Below are 26,798 nucleotides of genomic sequence, written 5' to 3' on the forward strand. Positions count from 1 at the left end.
AGAGGGACATGGAATGGTTAACATTGTACGGTTGAAGGGGGCGCTCGCATATGCAAAATACAGATATCCAGAATGGTGACATGCTGGACAGCGAACACTCCAGGGAATTGTTTGCCTATTACGGATTGGCAGTGTACTACGGGCAGGCGCTTGAACAGCAGCTGGTCAATCTGATTTTATTAATGAAAATGTCTCAGGGCAAAGCCGTGTCTGAAGAGGATCTGGAAGATCTGTACGAACGAAAGATGAGCAGTTCACTGGGGCAGCTCATTCACGAAGTGCGCCATCATTTTACATTCTCTGAGGAAGAGACTCGCCAGTTGAATGAATTATGGCAACAACGTAACCGTATTGTACATCATTATTTCAAGGAACGAATTCACGAGACATTCAGTCCGGAAGGACGTTCACGCATGATTAAGGAATTGGAGGATTTCAAAGACCGTGCACAGGAGTTGGAGATCCGACTTCAGCAATATACGGGTGCCTGGATCGCAGAGCTTGGTCTGGATGCCGAATCCGCAGCAGCTCTGCAAACGCTGGAGCGGATGCATACCGAGAGTATGCGAGCAAGGGCTTTGGAAGAGGATGAATGACAAGCAAACGGATAACGAAACGCTGGATATTAATGACGGCTCTGGCTATAGTATTAGTTGGAATCCTGTGGACTGTAGTTACGGCAGTACGTATATCAGCCTATACGAATGAGGACTCATCCAGGGTATCGGATGCAGCGATCATTCTGGGCGCAGCCGTGGCGGGGGATGACCCTTCACCTGTATTTCGCGAACGTATTGAACACGCGATTGAATTATACCGTCAGGGTACCGTTCGTAATCTGCTTTTTACAGGCGGGTCAGGTGATGATGGAGAACATACGGAGGCTGAAGTTGGTCAGAAGTATGCCATTGAACATGGAGTAGATCCAGCGGACATTCGTGTAGAGATCAAATCCAGAATCACCGAGGAGAACCTGGTCAATTCAATTCCAATTGGTGAACAGGCCGGTTATCAAACCTATACGATTGTGAGTGATCCGTTACATATGAAACGGGCCATGAAGCTGGCTGCCGGACTGGGTATGGATGCCGTACCCTCTCCGACACGAACTACGGCGTATCGAACCTGGCGCAGCAAGTTTCCTTTTCTCGCAAGAGAGACCGTGATGTACATGGGATATACGATCAAAGGATGGATAGACAATCCGCAGCAGCCATGAGGTTGCACGCGGATTTTTTTTGTCTGGCCGAAATCGAAATAAACAGTATCGGAACCTGAATCCCGATGAAAATACAAAAAACCGATCTACACCGCAAACCCTGAGGTAGCTGTGTAGATCGGTTTTTGTTTTGCCGTCGAGTACATCATTTTGATTGGTTACTTAAAGAACGTTCTGTTTTACTCTGTTATGCATTGCCTCCGGCAAAGGAGGTGGAGGTTGGAACGGAATCACCTGACGGATTCTCGAGAGTTGCGACCGCTGCTGCTTGCGCACCTTGTTGAAGCTGATACATCTTATAATAGCGGCCTTTAAGCTCCATCAGTTCATCATGTGCACCTTGCTCAACGATACGCCCGCGATGCAGAACCAGAATCTGATCTGCTGAACGAATGGTGGAGAGACGGTGAGCAATGATGAAGGTGGTACGTCCTTTTTTGAGGACTTCGAGTGCGTTCTGAATCAAAGCTTCTGTTTCCGTATCAATATTGGCTGTCGCTTCATCCAAAATGAGGATGGCGGGATCAAACGCCAGTGCCCGAGCAAAGGAGATCAGTTGGCGTTGCCCAGCAGACAATGTACTTCCTTTTTCGATGACAGGTTCGTCAAAGCCTTGAGGCAAATGAGCCAGTATGCGTTCAGCGCCTACATCACGCAGCGCCTGTTCAATTCGTTCACGGGAGATCTTCTCATCGCCGAGACTGACGTTGGAAGCAATGGTGCCTGTGAAGAGATACGGGTCCTGCAATACAATCCCCATATGCTCGCGAATCCACTGTTTAGGCAGATCTTTGACGTTCTGACCGTCAATCGTGATCTTGCCTTTTTGCGGGTCATAGAACCGGAACAGCAGGTTGATAATTGAGCTTTTACCTGAACCGGTGTGACCGACCAGAGCGACGGTCTGACCTTGGGATGCTTTAAACGAGATATTGTTAAGCACATAATCCTTTTTATAGGCAAAGGATACATCGTCGAAGACAACATTCCCCTTGTATCTTGGCATGGAGCCATCCGTTACGGCTTCTCCCTTTTCATCCATCAGCTCAAAGACGCGACCAGCGGATACGAGGGAGGAGTCCAGGTTGGCGAGCTGATTCACCATGCCGGTAATCGGCTGGAACAAGCGGCCCAGGACATCAACGAAGGCATACAGAACACCTAATGAGATAATACTTGTGCCATCCAGCACACTGGAACCAAAGTACCACAGGACAACCGCAAAGGCGATATTCCGTAATACGTTAACCAGGTTGTGTGAGGTGAAGGCATTCAGGTTCAGCATTTTGTTCTGGTGTTTCATATAGTCATCATTCAGATCTTCGAATTCCTGTTTGGTTTGTTTCTGATGGCGGAATACGCGGATAATGGACATCCCCTGAATGGACTCGTTAATGATTGCATTGATCTCACTCAGTCGTGATCGAATGATCGTGTTGTAACGAGTGGCGAATTTGCGATAGAGCACAATCCATGTAATGAGCATCGGCACAACGAATAATGAGATTAGACCCAGGCGAACATCAAGCAGGAAGAGTGCGACATACACACCTGTAATCGTGATGATTCCTGAGAAAAAGTTCGAAAGAACGGCAACGAACAGATCCTTGACGGCTTCTGTGTCGTTCGTGACCCGAGATACAACTTTACCTGCGGGCAGGTTATCAAAAAAGTGCACCGGCAGTCGCTGAATATGGGCATACACATCGTTACGCAGTCTTTGAATGACCTTGTTGGCCGAGGACTGCAGCCAGAATGTTTTACCAAACTCCATAATGACCGAGATCACGAGGAAGATCATGTAATACACAATTAATTGATAGATGCTGGGCATCTCCGGTTTGTAAAAAGCAAACAGTTCACCAGCGGACAGCGGTGTTGCCGCATATTGGCCTGTCACTTCACCTGCGCGTGTAACCGTGAGGGTTCCATCCGTATATGTGCGGTCCCCGTCAGGTGCGCTTACCGGTTCGTTTACAAAATAAAAACTTCTGCCGGCTTGTAAAACCCGCACTTCCGAACCTTTGTTTTCATCCGGTTCGAACAAACCTTCGCGTTTGTAGTTCTTACCGTTGTATACTGCGGCTTCATCTGAAGCTGTTGTCTCATAGAAAGGCTGCTCAATCGCGAGCAAGTGATTGTCGATCATGGATTTGGCGATGAACGGCCCGGCAAGCTCGGCCGCAACACCAATGGTAAGCATAATTAATGCAGCGATAAATGTTCCTTTGGCTTTCAAGGCGTAATCAAGCAGCCTTTTGCCTGTATTAGACTTCAATGAATTGACCTCCTACGTGGACAGATTGGACTCGACCTGTTGCCGTTCATACTGTTCACGGTACCAGCCGTTCATGGCTAACAATTCCTGGTGAGTGCCTTCTTCCGTAATTTTCCCGTGCTCCAGTACGATGATTCGGTCAGCATGTTCAATAGCAGACAGGCGATGAGTCGAGATCAGCGTGGTTTTGCCCGAGCGTTTGTTGCGTATATTTTCAATGATTTTGGCTTCAGTACGTGCATCGACAGCAGATAAGGCGTCATCCAGGATCAGAATATCAGGATTGGCAATAAAGGCACGCGCCAGCGATACCCGCTGTTTCTGTCCACCGGACAGAGAGATTCCTTTTTCACCAACAAGTGTATCCAGTCCATCGGACAAGGTTCCCAGATCACCGTCAAAAGCGGCGGTACGAATGGCTTCCATGATAACTTCATCACTGGCCCCAGGTTTACCAAATTGAATGTTCTGACGAACTGATTTGGAGAACAAAACTTGTTCCTGTGGTACGTACCCAATCCAGCTGTGCAAGTCATCTTTGGCGATATCCTGAATCGGATGACCCGAGATGCTTAATGTGCCTGAACCGGCAGGGTATTCATGAAGCAGTTGTTTGAGCAAAGTAGACTTACCGCTACCTGTACGACCCACAACACCTAATGTTTGACCCCGTCGCAACGAAAAGCTGATGTGACTGAGATTGTCCACAGTGGAACTTGGGTAACGGAATGTAACATCCTGCATCGCAATTTCTGCTGGATTCGTAACGTGAGCAGGTTGATCAACATCTTGTACGGCAGGTTCTACCGATAAAGTCTCGTTGACCCGATCAAGCGAAGCGCTACCACGTTGCATCAGGTTAATTAATTCGCCGATGGCAAACATGGGCCAGATCATCATCCCCAGGTACATATTGAACGATACGAGATCTCCCAGGGTAATTTCATTATGAAATACAAGATATATGCCGTAGGCAAGTGCAATCACATAACTGAGTCCAACGAAGAGGCGGATGGTAGGTTCAAATAGGGCATCCATTCTGGCAACAGCCAAATTTTTGCGATACACATCTTCGGTCACATCGGCGAACCGTTTCTCGTCCAGACGTTCCTGCACATAGGCACGCACGACGCGAATACCGGCGATGGATTCCAGTACCTGGTCGTTCATATCTCCGAATGCATCCTGTGCCAGGGTGTAACGTTGATGTACAGCTTTACCATAGATCATCATGGCAATGGCGATAAAAGGTAATGGCAGAATTGCCGCCAGGGTCAGTTTCCAACTAACCAGGAACCCCATGGCGAACAATACGGTGGCCAGAAAGGCTGTAGAGTCTGTTAAGGTCAGCATGCCGAAGCCTGCTGTAGTGGCAATGGAACGAAGATCATTGGTGGCCCGAGCCATCAGATCTCCTGTTCGGTTTTTCTCAAAAAAGGGAGGAGTCATCCGTAACAAGTGGTCCATAAAGCGTGAACGAAGCAGCCGCTCAACCAGGTTGGCACCACCAAACAGTTTGTGCATCCAAACGTATGTAACCAGATAGATAATGATGACCGTTCCCAGAATAAGCAAAATATAACGGGTAAGTGAGGTGCCGGTAATGGAACCGCGCACAATCTCGTCGATGGCATTGCCAAGAAGACGGGGAGGCAGCAGTTCGGCAATGCCCACCAGAATAAGCAAAATGACACCGGTTAGGTATCGTTTGCGTTCCAGCCGGAAGAACCAGGCCAGGTTTTTAAGTACAGAGAACAAGTGTTATCCCTTCCTTTCGATGTCCGAGAAATGCAAATTCCGTTCATGTATGCCGAAATGTACCCACAAAAAAAGACATACCGCACGCAGGCGGTATGTCTTCATATAATCATACGGCAGCATGGCTCAGAGAACAGAGCCGTCACCATATATAAGTTCGATTGTGAGTATACATCACAGAGGTTCTAATGAAAGAACGCCTTGTCATGCCGACTTATGAACGGAATAATGATTTCGGGTGTGCTCCGGTATTTAGTTGTGTGCTGAATTGACCAATCATATGTTTATTAAACACCGTAATCACCCTTTCTTTTTTTGGAAATAAATACAATGTAGACCTCGTATGTTTGCATCTTAACACCAGCTTTTACAATCTGTCAAACATTTTTCACAACTTATTTTGTCTTTATGTGCTCACTCAGGTTTGTATTCAAGTCCCTGTCGAGATATGATGGAACATATATATACAGAAGGAGCTGACACCAAATGAGTACCATACATGTATCCGATCAAGCTGCTCGCTGGTACAAGGAAGAACTGAATTTGAACGAGGGGGACAGCATCCGTTTTTTTGCCCGTTATAGCTCTGGCGGAGGTCTTCATCCTGGATTTTCGTTAGGTATTGCTGTGGAGAAACCAAGACATCCTGCGGATCAAACCGAAGTGTCGGGAATTCAGTTCTTTATGGAAGATCACGATTATTGGTATCTGAAAGGGCACCAACTGCATGTGGATATCGTTGATGAAGGTCAGGATATCGAATACCGTTATACGGAAGTCTAGGGCGATTTTGAGACATACCCTAATCCTTGAAGTATTCTGCTAAGTAATAGATGGATTACAGGTCGCCACCGGCTTCCGAGTAGGAGGAGGGGATAAGCAGTGAATCTGCCAGCACGAGATTTGGCCCAGTATATCGCAAAACGCTCTCATATTGTTGTAAAGGCGGCTGTGCGGGCTGAGAACGAACAAGGTGAATTACTGCTGATTCAGCATGCTGAACACGGTCACTGGCGGTTGCCAGCAGGTGAGATGCGCCCGGGTGAGGCCATTGAAGATGCTGCACATCGGGAGTTATGGGAAGAGACAGGTTGGACTGCTGATACCATGACACTGGAAGGTCTCTATTCGGGGCCTGACCTTCGGTATCTGCATTCAAGCGGAGATGAAGAGTATTATGTCATTGCTCTGTTCCGGACAGTGATCATTCAGGATGACCTTGTAGAGTCGCGTGTAAATAGTGATGCAGGTCTGAAGTTTTTTGCGCTGGAGTCGTTACCACCTCTTAATCAGATTAGCCGAATCCTGTTAGCGCGGGATATTGCAGAATAAAATAAGTGTTGACCGCAAAAAAAATGACCTTGGCATGCACGATAAAGTGGATGCCAAGGTCATTTTTTAAAAAATCCCATTCAGGTGCTTAGAGCATGAATTACACCTGATCCAGTGGTTCATCATCCATCGCAAAATCAAAATCATCAATATCGAATACCTGTACAGGCGATTCAGACTCAATTATGCGTGCAATCAGTTCAACCTGATCGGTGAGAATCGGGATACTCAGGCGCTGAGATGTCAGCAGCAGTTCGGTCTCAATGGGATCGAAATACTCCCCGTACTGTGCCGTATCTATTGCATTGATAATGGCAATGGATACTTGGTCACCAAATAAAATGGAGGGGCTTTTGGCCCATGGAACAAGTAACGCACGCTCTATTTTTTTCTTATTCAGCGGTTCCTCGAAATAAGAAATCATTTCATTGATTTTGGATTTCACATGCTGATCATCTGCCGGGTTATCCATCATGGGATCAGGACTGGTCTGGAATTCATATAGCTCAAGGATGGTGGTATAAGGAACAATATATTCAACAGGCGCGGGCGGCGCTAACAATTGACCGTAAATGGCCACCATCACGGCTTCTGTAATAAACTGACGTGACATGGTTCCTGAATCCTCCTGCGCCATTAATAGTTGCAAAGTGAATCTATATTTCATGCAACAGCATAACCACAATATGCATTATTCTGCTGTAGACTCGTGTACATAATTTGCATGAATAGAAGTATATCACACAACGGTGGGAAATACAGCCAATCTGCATAGCATGTCAGGTCACAACCTTTACAACTTGAATCAGGATTTGCCCAAGAGCAATGATAAAATTCCCGCCGCAATCAATGGACCCACAGGTACACCCTTGAACAGGGCAACCCCAAGTACCGTTCCGATTAACAGCCCTGCAACGACAGTTGGTTGTGTACCCATCAGCGTAGCGCCACGTCCTCCAAGATATGCCACCAGTAATCCTACGCCAATGGCGAGCAGTGATTTCCAGTGCAGGAAAGACTCACCGATCGTCTGCAGACTCATCTTGCCACTGGCAAGAGGTGCCATCACGCCAATGGTCAGAATGATAATGCCCAGTGTAAGTCCGTATTTTTCAAGCCATGGAAATGCCTGATTCAGGTTCAGGACTCGTAGCAACAACAGAAATACCATCGCTACGGTCACAGGTGTGTTACTGCTGATAATCCCGAGAGCTGCAAATACGAGCAACAGCAGGGAAGTCATATCCATTGTTTTCATTTCCCTTCAGTCTGTCCACGTTGTTTGCTAACGATATGTTCCGCAATGTAACGTCCATGCCAGCGCCCGGATTCAATAAAGACTTCATTGGCATTACGACCCGAAGCGATGACTCCGCCTACATATACACCAGGTACGCTGCTTTCCATCGTTTGTGCATCATATAGAGGTTTATCCATATCATCAGACATCTCCACACCTACCGAAGTGAGTAGTTGACGATCTGGACGGAAACCGGTCATTGCCAGTACGAAGTCATTATCCAGTTCCCGAGTGGAACCATCCGTGTGTATCAGACGAATCGAATCATCGAGTATTTCATTCACGCGTGATTCCAGGTGGAGTGTGATATGACCTTTTGTCACCATGCTCTCGAATAGCGGACGTACCCATGGTTTAATATGCTGGGACAGACCACTGCCGCGATAAACCATATCAATATGTGCTCCGACCCGAACCAGTTCCATGGCCGCGTCCACGGCTGAGTTGCTTCCGCCAATAATGGCGACACGTGTACGGGTATAAGGGTGGGCTTCCCGGAAGTAGTGGGTTACTTTATCTTTATCTTCTCCAGGGATGCCCAGATAGTTAGGATGGTCAAAATAACCGGTAGCTACAACGACATTGCGTCCAACATGTACGATGGCCTCCCCGCGGCGATTGAGCGTATGTACCTCAAGCGTACCATCATCCTTGCGTTTAATTTCACGGGCTTCCTCATAGTTATGAACACGCAGACCAAAATGTTCGGCTACCCTGCGATAATAGGCAAGTGCTTCATAACGAAACGGTTTATCATTAGGTGTGCTGAACGGAACGTTTCCGATCTCAAGCAGCGGGGCTGTGCTGAAAAACTGCATATGGGTTGGATACAGATAAATAGATTGAACGATATTGTATTTCTCAACGATCACAGCGGACAGTCCCAGCCGCTCACATTCAATGGCAGCAGACAGACCGCATGGGCCTCCGCCGATAATAATGACATCTTCCATGTTCTTAATCCTCCTTATTTCAAGCAATATAATCCTACCGTAAATAACGAGCCAATGCCAGTTCAAGCGTGTAGTTTAATTAGACAAGCTTACTTGAAACCAAAGGAGTTGACGTGCAGAGAAGAAAAGACTAATATCAAATTAGATGTATATCTAAATGAAAGTGAGATGAACGATGATGCAGCTGGAGAAAATTGTGGCTTATCATAAAGCGTTGGCTGACCCGACCCGGCTTCGCATGCTGCTGTTGTTGGCACAGGGTGAACTGCACGGACAGGCACTTGCCGAGCGGCTGAATCTGTCACAGCCAACCGTGACACATCATGCATCCAAGCTGAGAGAGGCGGCGCTGATTAAGGAACGACGGGAGAAAAATACAGTGTATTTCACACTCAATCCTTCCTTTATCCGCGAGAATGCACAGGCTTCGGTTGATTTTATCTTTAACCGAGAGGAGGTTGCGGATATGAGTGATGTGAACGAAACATTGAAAGCGTCGGTCATGAGAAATTTTTTCTCCAAAGATGGACGACTGCGTCAGATTCCGGCTCAATACAAGAAAAAACTGATTGTACTAGGTCATCTGGTCGAGCAGCTTGAATTTGGTCGGAAGTATACGGAAAAAGAAATCAATACATTTATAAAGCAATACCATGAAGACTTTGCCACGATTCGGCGGGAATTTATCATGCATCAGTTCATGTATCGGGAAGAGGATATCTATGAATTGAATCCGAAGGAAATGTGGACACGCTGGGATCAGGTCAAATAAAGTGGGCTGGTGGTAAAAATAATTTGGGCTTGACAACTGTAAAGCTCAGTGTGTAACATAATGGATAATTCTACAAGGGAGGCGATTGTTTATGACAAACTTAAATGCAGTATACGTTAATTTGAATATGAACAGCGTCTCCGGAACGGATCAAAGCATGTAATTTTGCGTTAGCTGGATAGCAATATCCATTGTAACGTGAAGTATCACATGCTCAGATGAAGCCACGGGTGACGCACCCGTGGCTTTTTTTGTTTGCCGATAAAAGGGTGTTCCTGAATGGTTTATATCGGATGCTTAAGTATTCTGTCCGTTAGATCTGCAAGAAGGGATGATCTTGATTCGGCTAACTACTTATTGCCGCGGGTGTATTTCTACTCGTGGTTTTTTTGTTTTGATCTGAACCGGAGATGATTGTTCACTCGGCTTGAACGAAGTAAACAAACTTATTTTGGGAGGAATTTTTATTTTAGATAACCATATTGAGAAGTACGGCTGGTCTGCAAAGTGGCAGGAACTGTGGCAAGAGACAGGGATGGAAGAGCAGGAGAGAAAACCAGCCAGAATTATCGCAGACCATGGACATCTGCAACGTTTGATTACAGAAGAGGGCGAATGCTGGGGAAGGATTTCGGGTCGACTGCGTCATGATAGTCTGGAGACCAGCTTGGTTCCAGCGGTTGGCGATTGGGTGGCGATTACAGGTCAGGCAGGTGAAGAAGCTATTATTCACAATCTGGTGCCACGTCGGAGCAGGGTATCGAGACAGGCGGCAGGTCCAGTGACCAAGGAACAATTAATCGCCGCAAACGTAGATACACTGTTAATCGTGGCTGCACTTAATCATGATTTCAACCTTAGACGACTCGAAAGATACGTGATGATGGCTTGGAATGGTGGCGTGAGGCCAGTCATTGTCTTGAGCAAAAGTGATCTGTGCAACAATGTGGAAGAACAGATCCGAAGTGTAGAAGGAATTGCTCCAGGCGTTGTAGTGCTTGCGATATCTGCAGTGGAGGGTCAAGGGAAATCCTTACTGGAAAGATATTTGCACCCAGGGTTGACTGTTGCGCTCACAGGATCTTCTGGCAGTGGCAAGTCTACGCTGGTGAACTGGATGATGGGTGAGGATCTGCAGCTTACGCAATCCGTCCGCGAGGGAGACAGCCGTGGGAGACATACGACAACACACCGGGAGATGTTTGTACTTCCACAGGGCGCCGTATTAATCGATACTCCAGGAATGCGCGAGCTTAATCTCTGGGATGAGGGCAATGATGGACTGTCGCATGCGTTTGGAGAAATTGAAGAACTTGCCGCCACGTGCAGATTTCTGGATTGCAGTCATACACGGGAAGCTGGATGTGCAGTGAAAGAGGCCATACAGGACGGTTCATTGGATGAAAAAAGGCTGAATAATTATCTGAAAATGCAGAAGGAATTGCAATATCAGCAGCGCAAGGAAGAAGTGGCATCCAGAAGGCGTACCGCCTCCAGCAAACCGGCCAATAGTCGCAAACCCAAGCACTCCCGTAGTGTGAAAGAGTGGGAGGAAGCATGAAATCAGGCGGGCATCATCCAGTATCTTGCATAAGATAGGTCAGGAGGGATGTCATTATGCCAGATTACAGGATTATTGTAGATCTGTCTGACCACATGTTATATCTTCTGGATGGCAATCAGGTGATTAAAGGTTATCCCGTAGCCACCGGCAAGATGCTTACGCAGACTCCAAACGGGGAGTTCACTATTATTAACAAACAATCGAATCCAGGTGGGCCATTTGGCGTGTTCTGGATGGGACTGTCTGCTCCCCATTATGGCATACACGGAACCAATGAGCCTTGGTCTATTGGCAAATCCGTCTCCCATGGTTGTATACGCATGTACAACTCGGATGTATTGGATCTGTCTTCCAAGGTATCTGTAGGCACGAGAGTAACGATCCGGCCGTAGGGCCGGATTTTACTTTATAAGAGTTAGTTCAGTGGATGAGTTTGGAATTATAGAAAGATGAACATATAATATGGTAAAGCTGCGGCAGTTACGTGAGAAAGCGAGTGATAGCTATGTTGATCAGGCCGGCGCGTGAAGGGGATGCGCAGGGGATAGCCCATGTACATACGGAGAGTTGGAAAACAACGTATCGGGGAATTGTGCCCGATGATTTTTTGGATCATTTGACTATAGAATCAAGATTGTCCCAGTGGGAGAAGACCATTCGTTCTGGCGAAAAGGATCAGATCTTGGTAGTAGCTGAACAGCATGATGGGAACATTGTCGGATTTGCCTGTGGGGGTAGGGAGCGTGAAGGCAAATTAGCTTATGATGGAGAGTTGTACGCCATATATTTGCTGAAGGAAGTACAACAAACGGGGATAGGTCAGCAACTGGCGACACATGTCGTTCATCATCTGCAGACCCACAATATGAAACGTTTGATCATATGGGCTTTGGAGCGTAATCCAGCTTGTCGCTTCTATGAAAAGATGGGAGGCACTCCAGTCCGGACACAGTCCCTCCGCATTGGTGGTCAAGATCTGATCGAAGTTGGCTACGGATGGGAAGACTTGAGCCTCTTTGGAGAGAAGAGCCTACCCGACTGTTGAGAGACGTCCAGATGCTGAGAGAATAGTGTGGATTGTGTTGTTTCCTTAAGCTTAAGGAATGGAAGGTTAATTCAGGTCTTCTCGTTTGCGTAATTCTGAACAAGGTTAATGATGTATTACACCGTTGTGCAGGTGCGACATTTTATCTTGATCAGGAGGCGTATTCACATGACTTTAATGGACACTGAACATACAACATGGACGAAACAATATATTAATGGCCAATGGGTAGATGGCTCCGGTGAGAAAACAATGGAGAATATCAATCCTTATACGGGAGAAGTTATTGCCACATGGCGCTCTTCCAATAAGAAAGACATAGATAAGGCTTATGAGTCAGCTCAGAAAAATTCGATTGAATGGGCGAAGTCATTACCTGCTGCGAAAGAAGAGGTACTGCGTAAAGTTTCATCCCTGATGACAGAGCGGAAAGAGGAGATCATTCAACTGTTGATCACGGAATCCGGCAGTACCCGAATCAAATCGGAGGCGGAGTTTGCAGCGGCTAAACGCATTGTGGACGAAGCAGCATCTTTTCCTTATCGTATGAAGGGTGAGATTATTCCGTCCAATACCCCTGGCAAAGAGAACCGTGTGGTTCGTGAGCCGAAGGGAGTGATTGGTGTTATCGGGCCATGGAACTTCCCTTTGCATCTATGCCTGCGATCTGTCGCTCCAGCGATTGCTCTTGGTAATGGTGTGGTGATTAAACCGGCATCAGACACTCCGATTACGGCAGGTTGGCTCATTGCCGATTTGTTTGAACAGGCTGGTCTGCCTGAGGGCGTGCTGAATGTCGTTGCCGGAAGTGGCGGCGAGATCGGGGATTACTTTGTCGCTCATCCGGTTCCCAAAGTAATTTCATTTACGGGTTCCACAGAAGTTGGACAAGGGATCGGTAAACTGGCGGGTGAACATTTAAAAGAAACGGCACTGGAACTAGGCGGCAACAACGCCATGGTTGTGCTGGAAGATGCGGATATTGAACATGCTGCCGAAGCGGCTGTCTTTGGCAAGTTTCTGCATCAGGGACAGATCTGTATGGCTCTGAATCGTATCATTGTGCATGCCGATATTTACGACCAATTCGTCGAATCATTTGTTGCCAAAACGAAGAATGTCCAGGCAGGTGATCCAGCGGATGCTAACACACTCGTGGGTCCTCTCATTCGGGAAAAAGAGGTAGAACGATTGTTGGAGCTTGTAAACAAAACCAAGGCCGAAGGCGCACGGTTAATGCTCGGTGGGACCAGTAAAGGCAGTGTGCTGTATCCTACTGTACTTGCCGATGTTAAACCTGAACAGGATATCGTGCAGCAGGAATTGTTTGGCCCAGTAGCAGTGATCATGAAGGCTCATGATGAGCAGGAAGCTGTACGTTTGGCGAATGATACGCCTTATGGACTTAGTGGTTCCGTATTCACAAGAGATCTGAATCGAGGATATCAGGTTGCTCAGCGCATTGAATCGGGTATGGTGCATGTAAATGATCAGTCTGTGAACGATGAAGCGCATGTGATGTTTGGCGGTGAAAAAGCTTCGGGGATTGGACGTTTCGGTGGGGATTGGGCCATTGAGAAGTTTACACGTACGCGTTGGATCAGCATTCAGCACCAATATCGGGAATATCCGGGAGTGAAATAAGTCGAAAAAGGGTGAACTAGCAGGTTCATTTATAAATGATTAGAGTGGGTTGCAAAAAGATCGACAAATCATGCGAAAGTCCATCTCCAGCTTGGTGAGACGGGCTTTTTGCACAATTTTACACCTCAGCAAAACACGGCATAATATAAGAGCGGAAAAGCTGTTTGGGGCTGACACTATCTGGTTATTTATGGATACACGGAAGAATCGATCCGTAAATCCAATGGCAAAGGGGCTTAAATTCATGTCCATTGACCGCTTTATTCTGAGGAAACTGAATACCTGTCAGGAAGAACATACACGTGCCAATTTGGTTCGGCTGTTTGTCATTCGTATTCGTAAAGCCGAGATTGCGGAAGAAGAACATGATGCCGCCTATGTCCTGAGCAAACTGCACTGAGCGATGGCTGATAACAATTGCGATCCGCTGTTAACGTGTATACAACTCAAAAAAGGAAGCTTGTCTATATAAACTGTACCCTATGTAAAGGACATTTCTAAAAAAAACTATATGGCTTCAAGAAGATGATCTCTGTATTGTACAGGGGTCATCCTTTTTAGGTTCCACTGGTATCTATAGTGATTATAGTAGGTCATATAGGCTTTAACTTCACGTTTGACTTCGTCTAACGTGGCATAGCTCTTTAAGGAAGTTTCGTCCTTAAAATGACCAAAAAACGACTCCTGCGGTGCGTTATCCCAACAATTTCCTCGTCTTGACATGGATTGTCCAAGCCCCATCCGTTTCACTTTCTTCTGAAAATCCGGATGAGTGTAATGCGTACCTTGATCGGAATGAATGAAGGCATTACGACTCTTCTTGAATTTGCGATTTTTCTGTAAGTGGAGCAACGTGTTTGTCGCCAGATCCATCGTCATTCGCTCCGACACATGATAAGCCAAAATTTCATTGGTGGAACTATCCTTAATGGTGGACAGATAGGCGCGTTTCCCTTGGCCGTAACTTAAGTATGTAATATCTGTTAGAAGTACTTTGCCCGGGATACCTTGTTTGAAGTTGCGTTGTAACAGGTTAGGCATGGTTCGATGCTCATGGGTTGCCTTCATCATTCGTTTGTAGGGATTAGCTCGTCGATGAGGGCATACAATATCGTATTTTTTCATGATTCTTCGGATGCGCTTGAGATTCCACATGATCTGAAATTGTCCTTGCAGCGTCATCTTAATGGAGCGAGCGCCCTTGTTACGTTTCTTAAATTGGAAGGCTCGACGGATGTACACACCTATTTCCTCATCAACCTGTTCCTTCTTCGTGCGTCTGTGAATGGCTGAAGTGCTCCAGTATCGGTAGTATCCGCTTTTGGAGACCTCGGCGGTCTCACACAGAACACTTACCATTCGCTGAAGATGGTATTTCTCAATCACGGTTCGGATTAACCTGTATCGAAGACTAGGCGTTAGTTTTACTCGTGGTTCCACCCCCGTTCGGCCAGGCGAATCTTTTTTAAGAGTTCATTCTCTGCTTGGAGCAGGTGAATCTGTGCTTCGAGTTTCGCGTTCTTTTCTGCCAAGGTTAACTCACGTTTTAGAGACTCTCCTGAATGTTTGCCTCGTGTATTTTGTAAGCCTAGAGCTCCTTGCTCGTTGTAACTGGCTCTCCATCGGTCGGCTGCGGCTTTGACCCGAGTCATTCCAATGATCTGAACGTCAAATCCACAAGTCTCAAAGATCTCTCTAGGCAGCCTTTCTTGCTGATTTAATGTAATAAAGAGTTGTTTGAACTCGTCCGTATAAGTGATTCCCTTGGTCGAAACAGACTTCACATAGGGATTTGTAGCAAGTTGCACTACTTCGCCGGTTGTAAATGTTTTTTTACTCATTAATCGTTCTCCGTCCTTGTCTCATTCATGGTATACAACAAAAATACCCCATAGAGAGACTTTTTTAAAGTGTCTACTCTATAGGGTACAGTTTAATAACGACAGCTTCCTTTTTCATGTCTTGTAATGAATGTGGCTTGACTGACTCCTTTTAATATAAGGATAAAGCAAGGGAGTCGTTTTCACTTCGACTGTGGAGAATGGCTTCTCCATTAACAATCTCAATACTAATTAAAGAATGCAGACATTTTTGAATGGCGCGTTTACCGTTGCTAATTTTATGCTCAAGAGCACTGCTAAGCAATCTTAATGTCTTCTGCATAGGTTGTTTGTTTTCTTGATTAAAATATACAGGGATTGATTTGTTTTGAAAGGTTATTAGGGTTCTCACTTGAAATCACCTCACGGTTGTTATTTCATACAGCTAATATTAAATTCCAATGCTTAAAATTACCTTAAAATCAGCTTATGAAAACATAAAGGTGGGTAATGTTTGAAAAGTGTTCACAATTCAATTGTGAGCGAAGGAATAAAAGTCCTGAAATACGTAACTTAATTACCATTTAAATGGAACAAAAAACGATAATTTTCGTATCCTCGCAATATTTAATTGCATAACTGCCACGAAAGTTCTGAGTCGAATGTACGATATTTTAATATATACGTGGGTCATATGTAACAAAATTACAGGTGGTACATTGCAAACAGGGTGTTTATGTAAGAAAATAGGGTTGATATAACGATTCATTCTCTTTTTTTTGATTTAATCTGACATTAGGACAATTTACATATGAGACCATGGGAGGGATTCGGATGATTCTAACCGTGTATTCCGGCCGCGAGGAAGGAGAATGGTTCGACATCGATGTTCCGGACGAATGTACCATCGAACATTTGAAGACATTACTCGGCGTTCGCATTTTTGGACAGGCACCGGGCGACGGCATTCAGTACATCCTTGAGGCCAAGTTCCCGGAAGGTCTGTGGTTCTCTCCACAGAACGCGCAGCAGTTAATGGAAACCGGGTTGCGGCAAGGCAGTTGCGTACGTGTCCAGCGGGCATTTTCAACGACTTCAGAAGAAGCGCCTGTATATGGAAGGCGTTCATTGTTTCAGCAGGACAGCAACAAATAGGGCTTTTGAACGTATACATTCATTATTGAACGAACTAAAGGAGGTCTTCTCTTCGTGAATGTGTTATATCAGCGTTCTCCAAGAATGACACCGGTTCTCAAGGAAGAGAGACTCGAAGTACTCAGGCCTCCAACAGAACCGAGCAAACCCACGTTTTCCATGATATCCATTATTGTGCCGATCATGATGACTATGGTCAGTATTGGTTTCTACGTATATATCAATATGACCGGCAAAATGAATAACAGCAGTTATATGATGTTTCAGATGATGACGGTCATGATGATGCTTACTTCTTACACCATTCCATTCTTCGTGTATCTGAGCAACAAGAAATCATATCGCAAAAAATTGGAAGAACGAAAAATAATGTATCTTGCCCAACTGGACAAACACAGGGAAGAACTGAAAGAAGCTCAGGCGGAGCAAGTGAAGAGCCTGTACGAAATTCATGGTGATCCGGGTGTGTGTCTTCAAGTGGTGAAGAACCGGAACAGTTCCTTGTGGGAGCGTTCACCAGAGGATGATGATTTCCTTCAGGTGCGCATTGGTACGGGAGAGATTCCATTCCGCATCAAACTTCAGGTTCCGCGAATTGATGGTTACGAGAAGGATGAGCTGATTGAAGCGGCCCATGAACTTGCGGCTGAATTCCAGACGGTACCGGATGCTTCCATTACATTGCCTTTGTTCCAATCGAAGGTTATGGGACTTGTCGGTGATCGGGAGGAAGTACTTGCTTCCCTGCGAGTCATCATCTCACAACTGACGGTACGCCATTCCCCGGATGAACTGAAGCTTGTTGCTTTCTATGAAGAAAAGGACAGCAAAGAATGGGACTGGCTTCGCTGGATGCCCCACATCTGGGATGAAGACCAAGGACAACGCTATATGGCCGACAGGCACAGCGGTGCGCATCAATTGGCGGACAGCTTGTTTTCCGTGTTGAACCGGCGTCGTAACAATAAAGAAGACCGCTACAAGAAAAGCGTACAAACGCCATGTTACGTTGTGATTCTCTCCGATACGCAATTAATTGAAGAAGAACCGTTGCTTCCGTTGCTGCTGGAGTCGGCTCACGAGATTGATGTATGCACCATCATACTGGCTAATCGCAAGGAGTCTCTACCGATGCATTGTCAGTTGATTATGGATGCCTCCAAAGGCAAAGGGGTGTATATCAAAAAAACGGAAGATGCAGATGTTATTCAACAAACGTACAAGCCTGATGTGATCTCGAAGGAGATGGCAGAGGCGCTTTCCCGTTATATGTCACCGATCCGCTTAAAGCGGTCATCTGCTTCAGATATCCCGCAAGTGCTTCCGTTATTCGATATGCTGAGCACATCACGCGTGGAAGATCTGGATGTGGTGTCCAGGTGGGGACAGACGAGATATCCTGATACGCTGCCTGTACCAATGGGTGTACGCGCTGGCGGCAAAAAAATTGCGATAAACCTGCATGACAAGATTGAACGTCAGGGTCATGGTCCCCATGGTCTGATTGCAGGTACAACCGGTTCAGGTAAAAGTGAAGTCATCCAGTCCATCGTAGCTTCACTCGCTGCTGAATTCCATCCACATGATCTGGCCTTCATGCTGATTGACTATAAAGGTGGCGGTATGTCCAATACATTTGTTGATCTGCCTCATGTGGTAGGGACAATCACCAATCTGGATGGGAATCTGATCGAGCGGGCGAATATTTCACTTCGTGCCGAACTGGTCAGAAGGCAAAAAATATTAAATGATGCGGGAAACCTCCAGCATATTGATGAATATTACAAGATTCTGCGTTCCAGACATGAACAGCCACTTCCACATCTGGTTATTATCATTGACGAGTTTGCTCAATTGAAGCGGGACCAGCCGGAGTTCATGGATGAATTGATCAGTATAGCGGCGATTGGCCGGACACTTGGGGTTCATCTAATTCTGGCAACCCAAAAGCCAGCTGGTGTTGTGGACGATAAAATATGGAGTAATTCGCGCTTCCGGATCTGCCTTCGCGTACAGAGTGAGGGAGATAGCAGGGATATGATCAAGATTCCAAATGCTGCCTGGATTACAAAGCCTGGTCGTGGATATTTCCAGGTTGGTAGTGATGAAGTGTTTGAAGAAATGCAATTCGCCTGGAGTGGTGCACCGTATAACCAGCAGGAGGATTCAACAACGGTATTACCTGTTATGGAAGTGCGCCTGAACGGTAAGCGGGAGCCTCTGTTAACTGGAGAGCGCAGAGCCGTTCTCAAAGGTGAAGATGTTCCGAAACAGCTTCAGGTATTTATTGATTATGTTGCGCAGTCTGCAGCGGATGCGGGTATCCGTCGTTTGCCAGGACCATGGTTGCCACCTTTACCAGAGACACTGGAATGGGAAGGTCTTCAGGACTGGCAGGAAGAAGAGAATCGGGATCTGCTGCTTGATGGCGGGGCGAATGGTCTGAAACCACTGGTTGGTTTGCTGGATGATCTCCCTAATCAGCGCCAACAACCGCTCGCATTGCCTGTGGATCAAGGACATCTGGTCGTGTACGGCATGCCAGGACTGGGCAAAACAACATTTGTTCAGACCTTGCTTATGTCTTTGGCCCGTTCCCATAGAACTGAACCTTGGCATGGTTACATTATCGATATGGGCCGTATGATGAAAGACTTTGTAGCACTACCTCAGATCGGTGGTGTGATGATGGCTGAAGAGGAAGACCGGATCAAGCGGTTATTCCGCTATATTCTCAAGCTGTCAGCACAACGCAAAGATATCATCTCGGAGGCGGGGGTTAAAACGATTTCGGCGTACCGCCGGACAGCTCACGCGGCTGTCCCGCAGGTTGTGGTCGTTATCGATGGTTATCTTTCATTCCGCAATGCCTATCCGGAAGAGAATGAACTTCTGGAGACGATCCTGCGTGAAGGCGGAAGTCTGGGTATCACCTTTGTGCTCACAGCCAATCGGGTAACAGATGTATTTGAAAAATTCAGAAGCAATATTCCCAATGCGGTTTCATTTGAGTTATCCGATCCAAGCGATTATTATTATGCCGTGGGAAGACCTTCCAAGGCCCCAAGCCAACTTCCGCCAGGAAGAGGTCTAGTCAAAGGGCAAGTGCCTCCGTTAATGTTCCAGGCGGCATTACCCTCTTCAGGGGCAGATGAGGGCAAGCGTTCATCGGCACTGCGCCGTACGATTGCTGAGATTCGCCAAGGCTGGACAGGAGAAGAAGCTCCGCAGATTGCTCCACTTCCGGAAGAGATCAAACTGAAGGATCTGCTCATTCGGACAGGATCATATGGTCAGGCTTGGGATACATCGTCTGTAACTGTCCCTGTGGGACTGCTTACGGATGATCTGGAACCATTCGAGCTTAATCTGCGTGAAGGTCCGCATTTCATGGTAACGAGTCCGATGGAAGGCGGCAAAACGACATTTTTATTGACATGGATGTTATCACTGGCTTATCATGCTTCTCCGGAAGATGTGCAAATATACACAGTAGATATGCGTTATGGCTCAGGTGGGCTGGGGGAAATCAGCAGTTTGCCCCATGTCCGTGGACATGTATCGCGAGAAGAACAGCTTGCACCTGTGATTCAACAGTTGTACGATGAAGTTCTGAAAAGAGGCGAGATTTCCGGTGGACCGGAACTTGTGCTCGTTATCGACGATGCGGACACCTTGTCCAAGCAGCTAAACGATTTTAATGTAAAAGATCAATTGGGAGCGATTGTTCGTCAAGGAAGGGATCGCGGTGTACACGTGATTCTGTCCGGGGTTCCGGCAGACTTCCCAACCTTTGGTTCTGACTGGGTAACGGATGTGAAGGCTTCCCAGAGCGGAATGCTGTTCGGGACTTTAGACCCTAACGATCTCTCGTTCTTCCGTATACCTTATTCCGAATCTGGAGGTAGTACAGGTGGGCTGAAGGTACTGCCTCCGGGTCAAGGTTATTATGTAAAACGTAAATATTCCAGGGTTAAAGGTGCAGTTCCATGTGATGACAGCTGGAAAATGACCGATTGGATTTCTGAAATTCGTGACCGATGGCATGTTGTAGTTTGAGGGGAGGTGGCTCATAATGTTGACGGTTCATGATTCTAAGCAAAAGGTAGTCACGTTGCAAACAAAGGAACTTTTTTTCCTGGCTGGTATTCTCGGTTCAGACCGACTGCTTGGTGTGGAAGATCCGTTTCGCGGCTATATGGCGGAGGATATCGCGATGGAGTGGGAGCGTGTCAAAACCTCCCTGCTGGACAAAGGATATCTGATTCGGGATCAGGATACCGATGAGCTGATCATGACACCGACCGTTTTCTCCAGGGTAGCCATTGCCGGATTGTCCGACAGAGCTTGTTGGATTCGCTACACGATCAACGGAAAGTCGTATGAGAGTTATATCCATTGCACGGATGAGCGGGTCGTTGAAGTTTCCCGTGTTGACGACGTACCGGACTCGTTCCGGCTCAGCGATCTGGGAAGTGTTCGTGAAGCCATTGATGTTCTGATAGAGCGGATGAAATGGAGCGGCCATTCTCCTGCGGAGAAACCGGCCCTAATGTGCTCCAAGAAAAAATTTTATGATGTCATGAATGAGCTCGAAAACAGCGGGATACAGACCGTAGCAAAGGAGCTCGAGCAGGAGACAAGTGATCCTGAGGGCTCACTTGCACTGGCACGCTGTCTGGTGGGTAAGGAGTCAGACGGGGAGCTTAGGTTGCTTGTATGGAATGAAGATGGGTGGAAATCACAGTCGGCAGCATTTGCTGCAAGTGCGGTCTCCAACTGGTTGTTCCGGATGAGCACTGCGGCTTCAGATGATTGGCTTGTTGCAGCACTGACGACTAAAGAACAGTTTCACGAGATGCTGCTGGACTGGCTTAAACAGCCTGCAGGGGAAGAGGAAAGGTGATGGTAAATGCGCATTCGTGTGGAACCGGATGTGCTTCGGGCACTGAGCAAGCAGATTCAGTATGCAGCGGAGCAAATACAGCAAAAGATGACAGTGTTGGATCAGGCGATTCATTCGCTGGAGTGGGAGGTTGAATCCCGCGCAGCGGTGATGAATGAATGGAATCACAGTAAACGACTGGGCGAGGATGCGCTGCGTCGATTAATGGACTTAAGCGTACAGCTGGGACGCAAAGCGTTGTTATTCCAGCAGGCAGACATGGAGTATCGTTCCGTGCTGAGTCATGTGAACACAGCCTATGGTAATGCGGTCAATATGCTGAATGTTCTTCAGAACAATCGTACAGGAGAAATCATGCCTGCACATTCTGCAACTGTAGCTGTAGTATCCGATCCCCTTTCCGCAATGGCGGCCGTATATCGTGTACAGGATGCCGCTCCGCCTGATGGCTCCCCGGCTACACTGGTGCAGGCTATGCAGCCTGAGCCTGTAGCATGGAGATTCACAGATCCTTCCTTTCGGGGGAGAAGAGGGACCGAGCCTGTGGTTTCCTGAGCAAAGTAAATGAAAGTAACAGCAGAAAGTGAATTTTTTTTTTTTGTAAATAGGCTGTTAGGAGAAGTTTCAAATGCTGAAAATGGGGTAAATAGGATTAGGTCCTTCGGCTTTTGTCCGATCGATCCCGGTATAGTACAATTTGAACAAGCTAAAAATTTAATTGCACAAACCAAGGAGGAATTTACAAATGGCAGGACGTATTTTAGTTACCCCAGAGCAGCTTGATCAGGTTTCCAACCAATTTAAACAAAGCGGTGAGCAAAGTCAGCAAATCGTATCTACATTGACTCAATCCATCACAAGCATGGAAGGACAATGGGAAGGTATGACAAAGCAACGCTTCTTCCAGGAGTTCCAGGAAGCTAGCAAACAAATGCAATCATTCGTTCAAACGCTGAACAGCATCAGCGCTGAACTTACAGCTATTGCTAACAAATTCCGTACAGCTGACCAAGCTCGTTAATCTGCTTTACATAGATCAGGCCGATGTGAAGTCTGAATTCGTCCTGAATTATAGGTGGATAGCAAGCTGAAGATGTACAACTACAGCAAAAACCGGGCGTTTTCACAACACCCGGTTTTTGTTGCAACTATGACACTAGGACAGAGAGAGGGATAAGCATGTCTTTTCAACCAAATCCCGGGGATGAAGTGGTGATTAACGACATTGCCTATACGATTGGGCAACATCCGGCTGCGCCGGGTCTGGCTTATGCCCAAGCCGGAAGGCAGGGGATTGTTTATCAGTTGATACCCCGTAATGGTTCCATTCATGGGTCCAAAGCACTAAAAGTCTTTTTTCCTAAATTCCGTATTCCGGCTATGGTATATCAGTCTGAACATATGGAGTCTTATAGTGAACTGCCAGGTTTGCAGGTATGCAAGCGTGATGTGCTCACTCCGGAAAGAAACGGAGCGCTCATTGGAAAACATCCCGATCTGTTATATGCGGTGTTGATGCCATGGGTGCAAGGTCAGACCTGGTTCGATGTGATCAGTGATCAGAGACAGTTGACGGCTGAGGAGAGCCTGAAGCTGGCTAGAGCGCTTGCTGGAACGGGTTCGGCTATGGAACAACGTGGACTGGCTCATTGTGATATGTCCGCTCCCAATGTAATGATTCCGTTTTTTTCCGAAGTGGAGAACCTGGGGAAGGCGTCTGCGGTAGAACTTGTGGATGTCGAGCAGATGTACGGTTCCAAGATGGATCGTCCGGATGCCCTGCTTGCCGGGTCACCCGGTTATGCAGCCCATCGAACAGTGCACAGCGGTTTGTGGAGTTCATATGCTGACCGATTTGCCGGAGCTGTTATCATTGCTGAAATGTTAAGCTGGTCGGACCCTGTGATTGTAGAGAAAGCGTGGGGCGAAAGCTATTTTGACCAGCATGAAATGCAAACGGTGAGTGAACGCTATTATGCGATGCGGGAGTCCCTTGAGAAGCGTTGGGGTTCCAAACTGTCCGATCTGTTCATTCGAGCTTGGGAAAGTCACGATCTGAGCAGCTGCCCGACGTTTGGTGAGTGGTATGTTGCATTGGCTGCGGTAGACGTGGATCAGGCCAATGCGGCGGCTGCTGCGACATCGGAAGAAGAAGCTGCCAATCCGTCCGAAGCTGATGTGAATCTGAAAAAGAGCTCAGAACCAGTAATTGAACCGGTGAATACGCAAGACGGGAACCGTCCTCAAACGCCGCACTCTCCCGATCAGGAAGCGGTTGTGAACCGTCTGTTCCTGCAAGCAAGAGCCCTGGAGGATGAAGATAAACCGGCTGCAGCACTGGAAGTGTACCGCTCGCTTTATCATTTTATTCCTCATAACAGCGCGATGCAGATGGAAGTGGAAGCTGCAATCAAGGAACTGGATGCAAAGCTTAATCCAAAAGAAGACACAGACAAGCCTGTACCTGTGCCATTCTACAGATCCAAAAAGTTCATGATATCCTCCGCTGTGCTTATTGTATTGCTGGCAGGTGGCGTGCCAACGGTCAAAATACTCGCCGATCAGGCAGAGGTGAAACAGAAAGAACAGCAGGAAGCCACACGACTGGCAGATATCAAAGCTGCGGAAGAGGCTGAAGCAGCAAAGGCAGCTGCGCTCAAACAGCAGGAAGAACAAGAGAAGCAAAAGGCCGCAGATGCTGCAAAACTGGACGCAGAGGAAAAGAAAAAGCTCGCTGAAGCCAAGCAGAAGGCAGCTGAAGCAAAGAAAAAAGAAGAAGAACGTAAGGCGTTACAGGCCAAGTACGACAAACAGGCGAAATATGAGGCTTTTCTGGTGAAGCAGGAACAGCAGAAGAAAGAAGCCGCTAAGAGAGCGCAGCAGGAGAAGTACGATAAACAGGCAAAATATGAAGCTTATCTGGTCTGGAAAAAAGAGAATGATGCGAAGCTTGCAAAACAGGAAGCGGAGCGTAAAGCGGCAGCTGAAGTTAAACGTCAACAGGAGATTGCTCAAAAAGCAGCTCTGAAGAAAAAACGTGCCCAGAATGTGGTCACGCTGATTGCTCATTACAATAAGACGTATAACGCGCAAAAAGGCAGAAAAATTGAAAATGCGGAAGCATATGCCCGAGATTTCAAAAATCTCTACAATACCGATGCTTCCTATTTCAAAGGTGTTGGCAAAGTAGCCGCTCGAATGAGTGCCATTAACAAATTTCTGAGCAACAACAGTTACAAATTGCCTAACTTATAAATTAATGTGAATGATGGAGGTGACTCACCCTAGATGAACTACACGATTCAAGCATCACAGCGTACACCTGCACTTATTATATATTTAATTGATATTAGCGCCTCCATGAACATGGTTCTGGAAAATCGTCGACGGATTGACGTCGTCTATGATGCCTTATCTCTCGCGATCCGCCAAATGGTATTTCGGTCTACCAAGGGAAATCGTCTGACACCTCGCTATCGTATAGCCATATTGGCTTACAGCGATGATGTATATGACTTGTTGAACGGAATCAAAGGAATTGATGAGATCGCTGCCGTTGGTTCTTTGCCTGATCTGACTCCGAGACGGTTTTCAGATTCTGCGAAGGCTTTCCTGCAGGCCGAAAAGATTCTACAGGCCGAAATTCCAAATATGCAGGATTGTCCTGCGCCACTTGTATGCCACATGACCGATGGGGTAGCCACAGGTGAAGATCCCGAACCTATTGCAAAAAGAATTATGGGTATGAGTGTACCTGACGGCAATGTACTGGTGGAGAATATTTTTATATCGGATCATTTGCTTGAAGGACCAATTGCTGAACCTAGAAGATGGAAGGGAATCTCTTCGGAAACGAATCTACAGGATGAGCATGGAGAGAAGCTGCGGAATATGTCATCCGTCCTGCCCGAAAGTTATCGGGAAATGCTTGTTGAAGCTGATTATTTGCTTGCACCCGGTGCACTCATGATGTTGCCAGGTACATGTGCAGAATTGGTATCAATCGGGTTCCAGATGTCCGCTGCTACGCCTGTGAGATAGGAGGGGAATCATGAGAGCGATGCGTTTGGCAACATTGTCTGCTGGAGATAAGGGGGGCCATGCCGAGCAACGGCATGGCAACTTTCGCTATGTGAGTGTACAGACCGGGGAACAGCCGCTAACTCGCTATCAAGGCACATTCAAGTGCAGATATGGTTATGGCAGAGCGGCTGAGACGGTACATCAGGGAGATACCGGACAGGACTTTGCTGCGGTACGTATGAAAGGGAATATCTGTAATTTTGTTTTGTGTGATGGCGTAGGCATGAGTTACCTGGGCGATTTTGCAGCGCGTTTCCTAGGGAATGCTTTGCTGGATTGGTTGGAAACGACGCAACACACAACGGTAGAGGGTGTTGAGCGTCTTCTCTATGACCTTACCCTTCCCGCATCGGAGCAATTGGAGAAATTACAGCCACTGGAAAGTTCCCCTTTGTTGCTGCGTGAAGTGTTGATGGAAAAGCGAAGTCGGGGCAGTCAGGCCATGTATGTCTGTGGGCGGATTGAGCTCACGGGAGGCGGCCGAAAAAGTCGGGTGTGGCTTGCGTGGCAAGGAGATTCCCGTATTCGCCTGTGGCGTAATGGTCAGGAACAGTCTGAATTATTTCAGACTCACTGCAAGACAAATGAGCGTTGGTCTACCCTTGAAGGACCTGTTGGTGGTAAGCCGCACATCTGCGAGATGAAAGGGTTCGCAGGAGATTCACTGCGTCTTCAGTTATATACGGATGGACTGAACGACCTGGATGCCATTCAAGCCTATGTCCCGGATGAACACATTCAGGTACTGCTGGATGCTACACATACCGGCGGTCTTGAAGATGATGCCGCTTTCATTGAGCTGGAATGGTGAGTGCCAGTTATAAAGTTGTGGACTGATCCTGAAGTTGCTAGGACATTGGTGTAGATCAACGGTGAAAAAACTTGTTGGTGTTGATTTAAAAGACACTCTTTTTGGGTAATCTTGTGAAGAATTGACTTTTAGCTTGAACGTACATTCTTACATAATTG

Annotated in this window: 26 protein-coding genes; 19 read left to right on the forward strand and 7 right to left on the reverse strand. The window is 46.9% G+C overall.

All coding sequences use genetic code 11. The annotated features are described in order from the left end of the window. Positions 1–50: 50 nt before the first annotated feature. Complete coding sequence (locus tag MKZ13_RS11910) at positions 51–596, forward strand: hypothetical protein (RefSeq protein ID WP_339184152.1); 546 nt, start codon at positions 51–53, stop codon at positions 594–596. Continuing rightward, positions 593–1,219: a YdcF family protein gene (locus MKZ13_RS11915; RefSeq protein WP_339184155.1), complete on the forward strand. Its 627-nt coding sequence runs from the start codon at positions 593–595 to the stop codon at positions 1,217–1,219. The genes MKZ13_RS11910 and MKZ13_RS11915 overlap by 4 nt, the downstream gene beginning before the upstream one ends. Positions 1,220–1,406: 187 nt before the next feature. On the opposite strand, the gene MKZ13_RS11920 is transcribed toward MKZ13_RS11915, so the two are convergent. Beyond that, complete coding sequence (locus MKZ13_RS11920; RefSeq protein WP_339184157.1) at positions 1,407–3,497, reverse strand: ABC transporter ATP-binding protein; 2,091 nt, start codon at positions 3,495–3,497, stop codon at positions 1,407–1,409. Positions 3,498–3,509: 12 nt separating this feature from the next. Next, entirely contained in the window at positions 3,510–5,255 is a 1,746-nt protein-coding gene (locus tag MKZ13_RS11925; protein WP_221824099.1) for an ABC transporter transmembrane domain-containing protein, read from the reverse strand. A gap of 486 nt (positions 5,256–5,741) precedes the next feature. On the opposite strand from MKZ13_RS11925, the gene MKZ13_RS11930 reads away from it, so the two are divergent. After that, positions 5,742–6,038: a HesB/YadR/YfhF family protein gene (locus MKZ13_RS11930; protein WP_036609218.1), complete on the forward strand. Its 297-nt coding sequence runs from the start codon at positions 5,742–5,744 to the stop codon at positions 6,036–6,038. 99 nt (positions 6,039–6,137) lie between these two features. Then, positions 6,138–6,587: an NUDIX domain-containing protein gene (locus MKZ13_RS11935; RefSeq protein ID WP_210107808.1), complete on the forward strand. Its 450-nt coding sequence runs from the start codon at positions 6,138–6,140 to the stop codon at positions 6,585–6,587. Between the two features lie 100 nt (positions 6,588–6,687). On the opposite strand, the gene MKZ13_RS11940 is transcribed toward MKZ13_RS11935, so the two are convergent. The 3 genes from MKZ13_RS11940 to MKZ13_RS11950 all read right to left on the reverse strand — a co-directional run bounded on the left by MKZ13_RS11940 (position 6,688) and on the right by MKZ13_RS11950 (position 8,840). Then, on the reverse strand, positions 6,688–7,200 hold the full coding sequence (locus MKZ13_RS11940; RefSeq protein ID WP_036609214.1) for a hypothetical protein: 513 nt from the start codon (positions 7,198–7,200) through the stop codon (positions 6,688–6,690). Positions 7,201–7,392: 192 nt separating this feature from the next. Then, positions 7,393–7,836, reverse strand: coding sequence for a DUF441 domain-containing protein (locus MKZ13_RS11945; RefSeq protein ID WP_036609212.1), 444 nt, complete (start codon positions 7,834–7,836; stop codon positions 7,393–7,395). Between the two features lie 5 nt (positions 7,837–7,841). Next, positions 7,842–8,840 (reverse strand): YpdA family putative bacillithiol disulfide reductase, encoded by a 999-nt coding sequence (locus tag MKZ13_RS11950; protein WP_339184163.1) that lies wholly within the window; start codon positions 8,838–8,840, stop codon positions 7,842–7,844. Between the two features lie 178 nt (positions 8,841–9,018). On the opposite strand from MKZ13_RS11950, the gene MKZ13_RS11955 reads away from it, so the two are divergent. The 6 genes from MKZ13_RS11955 (at position 9,019) to MKZ13_RS11980 (ending at position 14,265) form a co-directional block, all read left to right on the forward strand. Further along, positions 9,019–9,612: a metalloregulator ArsR/SmtB family transcription factor gene (locus MKZ13_RS11955; RefSeq protein ID WP_083669797.1), complete on the forward strand. Its 594-nt coding sequence runs from the start codon at positions 9,019–9,021 to the stop codon at positions 9,610–9,612. A 427-nt stretch (positions 9,613–10,039) separates the two neighbouring features. Further along, entirely contained in the window at positions 10,040–11,173 is a 1,134-nt protein-coding gene (rsgA, locus tag MKZ13_RS11960; RefSeq protein ID WP_339184165.1) for a ribosome small subunit-dependent GTPase A, read from the forward strand. 56 nt (positions 11,174–11,229) lie between these two features. Beyond that, a complete protein-coding gene (locus MKZ13_RS11965; protein ID WP_076249779.1) occupies positions 11,230–11,568 on the forward strand; it encodes a L,D-transpeptidase in 339 nt (112 codons plus the stop codon). Between the two features lie 92 nt (positions 11,569–11,660). Continuing rightward, the gene (locus tag MKZ13_RS11970) at positions 11,661–12,221 is read left to right on the forward strand and encodes a GNAT family N-acetyltransferase (protein WP_339184168.1); all 561 of its coding nucleotides are present in this window, start codon (positions 11,661–11,663) and stop codon (positions 12,219–12,221) included. Positions 12,222–12,389: 168 nt separating this feature from the next. Beyond that, complete coding sequence (locus tag MKZ13_RS11975) at positions 12,390–13,865, forward strand: aldehyde dehydrogenase family protein (RefSeq protein WP_339184170.1); 1,476 nt, start codon at positions 12,390–12,392, stop codon at positions 13,863–13,865. A gap of 190 nt (positions 13,866–14,055) precedes the next feature. Next, a complete protein-coding gene (locus MKZ13_RS11980) occupies positions 14,056–14,265 on the forward strand; it encodes a hypothetical protein (protein WP_339185480.1) in 210 nt (69 codons plus the stop codon). Positions 14,266–14,372: 107 nt separating this feature from the next. Here MKZ13_RS11980 and MKZ13_RS11985 read toward each other — a convergent pair. Together MKZ13_RS11985 and MKZ13_RS11990 are read right to left on the reverse strand one after the other, a co-directional pair. Then, positions 14,373–15,706, reverse strand: a protein-coding gene (locus MKZ13_RS11985) for an IS3 family transposase (protein ID WP_339184172.1) whose coding sequence is annotated in 2 segments (ribosomal slippage) — positions 14,373–15,304 and positions 15,304–15,706 — 1,335 coding nt in all. Because the reading frame shifts where the segments join, the coding sequence is not laid out codon by codon here. A gap of 151 nt (positions 15,707–15,857) precedes the next feature. Beyond that, a complete protein-coding gene (locus MKZ13_RS11990) occupies positions 15,858–16,097 on the reverse strand; it encodes a hypothetical protein (protein WP_074094612.1) in 240 nt (79 codons plus the stop codon). A 422-nt stretch (positions 16,098–16,519) separates the two neighbouring features. Between MKZ13_RS11990 and MKZ13_RS11995 the strand changes: the two genes are divergently transcribed. The 9 genes from MKZ13_RS11995 (at position 16,520) to MKZ13_RS12035 (ending at position 26,640) form a co-directional block, all read left to right on the forward strand. Next, positions 16,520–16,840, forward strand: a complete 321-nt coding sequence (locus MKZ13_RS11995) for a hypothetical protein (protein ID WP_221825192.1) — start codon at positions 16,520–16,522, stop codon at positions 16,838–16,840. Between the two features lie 54 nt (positions 16,841–16,894). Then, on the forward strand, positions 16,895–20,899 hold the full coding sequence (essC, locus tag MKZ13_RS12000; RefSeq protein WP_339184176.1) for a type VII secretion protein EssC: 4,005 nt from the start codon (positions 16,895–16,897) through the stop codon (positions 20,897–20,899). 16 nt (positions 20,900–20,915) lie between these two features. Beyond that, on the forward strand, positions 20,916–21,746 hold the full coding sequence (locus tag MKZ13_RS12005; protein ID WP_339184178.1) for a hypothetical protein: 831 nt from the start codon (positions 20,916–20,918) through the stop codon (positions 21,744–21,746). 6 nt (positions 21,747–21,752) lie between these two features. Further along, on the forward strand, positions 21,753–22,301 hold the full coding sequence (locus MKZ13_RS12010; RefSeq protein WP_017689072.1) for a WXG100 family type VII secretion target: 549 nt from the start codon (positions 21,753–21,755) through the stop codon (positions 22,299–22,301). A 9-nt stretch (positions 22,302–22,310) separates the two neighbouring features. After that, entirely contained in the window at positions 22,311–22,529 is a 219-nt protein-coding gene (locus MKZ13_RS12015) for a hypothetical protein (RefSeq protein WP_339184181.1), read from the forward strand. Further along, the gene (locus MKZ13_RS12020) at positions 22,492–22,767 is read left to right on the forward strand and encodes a WXG100 family type VII secretion target (protein WP_017689071.1); all 276 of its coding nucleotides are present in this window, start codon (positions 22,492–22,494) and stop codon (positions 22,765–22,767) included. The genes MKZ13_RS12015 and MKZ13_RS12020 overlap by 38 nt, the downstream gene beginning before the upstream one ends. Before the next feature lie 158 nt (positions 22,768–22,925). Continuing rightward, complete coding sequence (locus MKZ13_RS12025) at positions 22,926–25,001, forward strand: hypothetical protein (protein WP_339184183.1); 2,076 nt, start codon at positions 22,926–22,928, stop codon at positions 24,999–25,001. A gap of 33 nt (positions 25,002–25,034) precedes the next feature. Then, entirely contained in the window at positions 25,035–25,787 is a 753-nt protein-coding gene (locus MKZ13_RS12030) for a vWA domain-containing protein (RefSeq protein ID WP_017689069.1), read from the forward strand. Between the two features lie 10 nt (positions 25,788–25,797). Beyond that, positions 25,798–26,640, forward strand: a complete 843-nt coding sequence (locus MKZ13_RS12035; RefSeq protein ID WP_339184185.1) for a hypothetical protein — start codon at positions 25,798–25,800, stop codon at positions 26,638–26,640. Positions 26,641–26,798 lie beyond the last annotated feature (158 nt).

The organism is Paenibacillus sp. FSL R5-0701, from assembly GCF_037973995.1.
Classification (GTDB): domain Bacteria; phylum Bacillota; class Bacilli; order Paenibacillales; family Paenibacillaceae; genus Paenibacillus.